The sequence below is a fragment of the Actinospineispora eucalypti genome (assembly GCF_039543365.1).
GTDB classification, from domain to species: Bacteria; Actinomycetota; Actinomycetes; order Mycobacteriales; family Pseudonocardiaceae; genus Pseudonocardia; species Pseudonocardia eucalypti.
Window position 1 is genome coordinate 1 of sequence record NZ_BAABJP010000033.1, and the last position, 3,533, is coordinate 3,533.

At 67.4% G+C, this 3,533-nt stretch carries 6 protein-coding genes and 1 riboswitch; of the genes, 1 reads left to right on the plus strand and 5 read right to left on the minus strand.

Features of this window, described 5'->3' with window-relative positions; genetic code table 11:
* Window positions 1-332 precede the first annotated feature (332 nt).
* Complete coding sequence (locus ABEB12_RS28210) at window positions 333-527, plus strand: hypothetical protein (RefSeq protein ID WP_185066052.1); 195 nt, start codon at window positions 333-335, stop codon at window positions 525-527.
* 73 nt (window positions 528-600) lie between these two features.
* On the opposite strand, the gene crcB (ABEB12_RS28215) is transcribed toward ABEB12_RS28210, so the two are convergent.
* The 5 genes from crcB (ABEB12_RS28215) to ABEB12_RS28235 all read right to left on the minus strand — a co-directional run bounded on the left by crcB (ABEB12_RS28215) (window position 601) and on the right by ABEB12_RS28235 (window position 3,246).
* On the minus strand, window positions 601-969 hold the full coding sequence (gene crcB / locus ABEB12_RS28215; RefSeq protein ID WP_185066053.1) for a fluoride efflux transporter CrcB: 369 nt from the start codon (window positions 967-969) through the stop codon (window positions 601-603).
* A complete protein-coding gene (locus tag ABEB12_RS28220) occupies window positions 966-1,307 on the minus strand; it encodes a DUF190 domain-containing protein (RefSeq protein WP_185060947.1) in 342 nt (113 codons plus the stop codon). Before ABEB12_RS28220 ends, crcB (ABEB12_RS28215) begins: the two co-directional genes overlap by 4 nt.
* A gap of 1 nt (window position 1,308) precedes the next feature.
* On the minus strand, window positions 1,309-1,803 hold the full coding sequence (crcB, locus tag ABEB12_RS28225; protein ID WP_185066054.1) for a fluoride efflux transporter CrcB: 495 nt from the start codon (window positions 1,801-1,803) through the stop codon (window positions 1,309-1,311).
* Window positions 1,804-2,067: 264 nt separating this feature from the next.
* Complete coding sequence (locus tag ABEB12_RS28230) at window positions 2,068-2,460, minus strand: DUF190 domain-containing protein (protein ID WP_425572281.1); 393 nt, start codon at window positions 2,458-2,460, stop codon at window positions 2,068-2,070.
* Window positions 2,461-2,469: 9 nt separating this feature from the next.
* Window positions 2,470-2,547, minus strand: a riboswitch (Fluoride riboswitch).
* Window positions 2,548-2,595: 48 nt separating this feature from the next.
* Complete coding sequence (locus tag ABEB12_RS28235) at window positions 2,596-3,246, minus strand: hypothetical protein (protein ID WP_185066055.1); 651 nt, start codon at window positions 3,244-3,246, stop codon at window positions 2,596-2,598.
* Window positions 3,247-3,533 lie beyond the last annotated feature (287 nt).

A 3,533-nucleotide genomic window follows, 5' to 3' on the forward strand; every position in this document is an offset into this window, starting at 1 on the left:
GCGCTGTCCATTTCAGTGGTCCCGCAAACCCGGCCCGGTCTCTAGCTTCGGACCGCTCGAACAGCTGGGCGCGGCGGGTGGTTGCCACCACACCTGGCGAGCACGTCGGCGCCTACGGAGGCGCCAGACACCGAGGGAACACTTGTTCGGCTACGATGGTCACGCCGACAGATCTGGGGTTTCGCAATCACGCTGCGGCATCATCCCAGGGCAGACGGATGATCTGGATTCGTTCAGGGTGGGCTGGACCTGCGGGCCTGCAGGAATTGCGCGGCGATCAGTACGCGTCGGAACCTGATCAACATGTTCATTGCGGCAGCCACGATGCCATCGTGACCGGAGCCGGAAGGTTCGGCCTGGCCGCGTTCCTCTGGGAGCTGCACGCCGAGTTGACCAAGCCCACCCTGGCCCGGCTGCGTCGGGTGGTTGCGCGGATAAGCCGGGCGCATGATGGAACCCGAAACTGGTCGTCGAGCTGGACCGAACGCTGGTCATCTACACCACCATCGGTGTCAGGCGCGCGGTGATCGCACGCCACGCTTGGCCTATCGGTCAGCTGGCCTGGTTGGACTTGCTGGAGCCGCGATCGCTGGGGCACGCTCAGGTGGTGAGGGCGTGGACGGTGGTGTAGGCGAACAGGGTGGCGCCGAGGCCGGCGATCACGCTGACGGTGATGTTCGTGGTGGCGTAGAAGTAGCTTTTCTGCTCGAGGAGTCGCAGGGTTTCGTAGCTGAAGGTGCTGTAGGTGGTGAGTGCTCCGCAGAATCCGGTGCCGAGTAGGGCGAGCAGTGGGGCGGGCAGCGCCAGGCTGGCGCCGGTGAGGCCGCCGAGGATGAGGCAGCCGGTGATGTTGGCGGTGAGGGTGCCCCAGGGGAAGAGGCTGTCGTGGCGTGCTTGTATGGCGCGGTCGATGAGGTAGCGCAGCGGGGCGCCGATCATCGCGCCGGTGAAGACGAGTGCGATGGTCATGATGCGTGGTCCTGTTGGTGGCGCAGGATTTCGACGTCGTCGAGCAGGACGGTTGCCTCGCGCAGGAGTTCGTCGATGTCGGCGAGGAAGGCGCGGATGGGTGGCTCGGTGTCGATGATGATGACGATGATCGGTAGGTCCTCGGCGAGGCTGAGGAGCCGGTCGGTGTGGATGAGTGAGGAGCTGCCGTATCCTTCGCAGCCGCGCAGGACGGTGGCCCCGGCGAGGCCCGCGGCGCGGGCGCGTTCGACGATTTCGTGGTGCAGGGGCTTGTGGTGCCAGGTGTCGTCTTCGCCGACCAGGATCGTCAGCCGCAGGGCGTGACCGCTGACCGCCATGTCAGGCCGCCTTCTGTGGGTCGCGCACGGAGCCGGTCGCCGCTCGGGTGAGCCATACCCCGGCGATGACCGCGAGCATCGCGGCAAGGAGGGTTCCGGCGAGGTAGACGAACGCGAGGGCCACGGTTGCCGGTTGCAGCAGCGTCCGGGTCTCGGTGGTGTAGGTGGAGAATGTGGTGAATCCGCCGAGGAACCCGACACCGAGGAACGGCCGGATGAGGCGGTGCGCCGACCAGACCTCGGTGATCAGAACCATCAGGACGCCGATCACAAAGCAACCGATCACGTTGGCCAGGAACGTCGCCCACGGGAGTCCCCCTGGTGGGGTGGGCAACAGCTCGGAGAGGCCGTAGCGGGCGAGCCCGCCGAGGCCGCCGCCGAGGGCGATGACGAGCAGCACCGCGCCGTGTGTGCGGGCGAGTTCACGCCGCTGCGTGGCGAACCGGAGATCGACGTCCGGATCGATGGGTTTGGCGAAGTCAATCTCCCTGCTCATGGGCGCCGCCTCCTACTTGAACGCACAACTGTACGACCCAAGTAGGGACTGTTGGCGGCCAAGCCGCGGTTGTTCCGTGAGCCGGAGCGGCGAGCCCCACCGCCGCACGTTCCCGAGATTAGCCCGGCCGCGGCCGGGTGTGTCGCGTGGCTGTGCCGAAGCTCACCCTGGATCACACACGCGCTCAGCCAGCCAGGCCTCGCCCTGCCGCGCACGCACCCGCCCGTGGGGGCAGGGTGTGGGGGTCGTGTAGGGGGTGCGGGCTTAGAGCTTGGACCACCAGTGGGCGTGTTTGTGTTCGGGTTGCGTGTAGTGGACGGTTTCGACCTTGTCGAGCGCGACGAGTCCTTGGATGTCGAGATCGTCCAGGTGTGGGAGGAACTCGTGGATTCGGTCCTCGCGGTCCGTGACGATGATCAGCACGGGCAGGTCTTCACCGAGCCGGAACAGATGATTGGTATGGATCTGTGAGCTGGCGCCGAAGCCCTCGATGCCCCGAATGACGGTGGCGCCGGCGAGCCCGGCCTTGTGCGCGCGGTGCACGATCTCGGCATACAGCGGTTTGTGATGCCAGTGGTCGCTTTCGCGGACAAAAATCGACAACCGGAGTGCTGGTCCCGTGTTCCGCATGGGCTGAGCCTCCTGGTCGCGAGTCATCGTGGCGCACGCTGACCAGGACCTATCAGCCTCTCGGTGAGGCGGTTCGGGCCGAAAGCCCTGGCGAGATCCATCACCACGTTCAGTACAGCCCCGGACACGCTGCGAGTCAAGACACAGCGGTGGACCTGGTGCCTATCGCGCACACACGTCGACGAAATCAGCGCGCGCCTCGCCCGCTTGCTGGCTGACCCACCGGTGCCGCAACCAGTCCGGCCACGAGTCCAGCACAGCGGTGCAGTACACCGACGCCGAGTCACTACCGGGGTGGGCGCGAAGCTCGCAACGCACGGCAAGCTCGGTAGCGCAGTCCTCGGCCGGCCGATCCAGCAACGGCACAGGCGCCAACCCGCCGGCCAACCGCCACGCATCAAGCGATCCGACAAGCAGGTCCCGCAATCCGCGGTCACCACCCGCGCCCCGCACCACCTCCACCGCCAACCGCACCGCTCTCGCGGCTGAGCGGCGGCGAGAACGCCTCAACCACCATCCAGCCACCCCACCCCGAGAAACCGTGCGGGCGGCCGCGGACGCCTCAACGCGTAACCGGTCCACCACGCCAGCACCGGCCAAAGGCAGCGCCGCACGGCTCGCGGAAACCGCCACGACCCGCGCGGTCTGCGCGGCGTCTGTCACCGGCACAGAAGCCAACCACGGGGCCAAGGGCGTCAGCGCCGGACGCTGCGCATCGCTGGTCGCGTCATTCACCGCGACCACCAGCGCCGCGACAGTGGACGGCACCCCGTCCGGCCGATCGGTCCAATACCCACCCGGCAGCGTGCTCACCAGCTCAAGCAAACAACCACCGCGAGACGGATGCGAATGCCGCCCCGCGCCAAGAGGCCACACGTGCACCACATCGCCGTGCCCCATACCACAGTTTCTACGACCGACACCGCTGGGAACGCAAGCCCCCGCGTCGGTGACCGGCCCACGCTCACCACCCCGCCAGGGGTCAGGCTGGGTACAGGCCCAGCTCTGCCTGGCCCGGCCGCCGCCAGGTCCGGCCGGGTGGAGTCGACCATGCGAAGGATCGGTCGTGAAGCGTCGTAAATTGTCGGACCCGTCTGCGA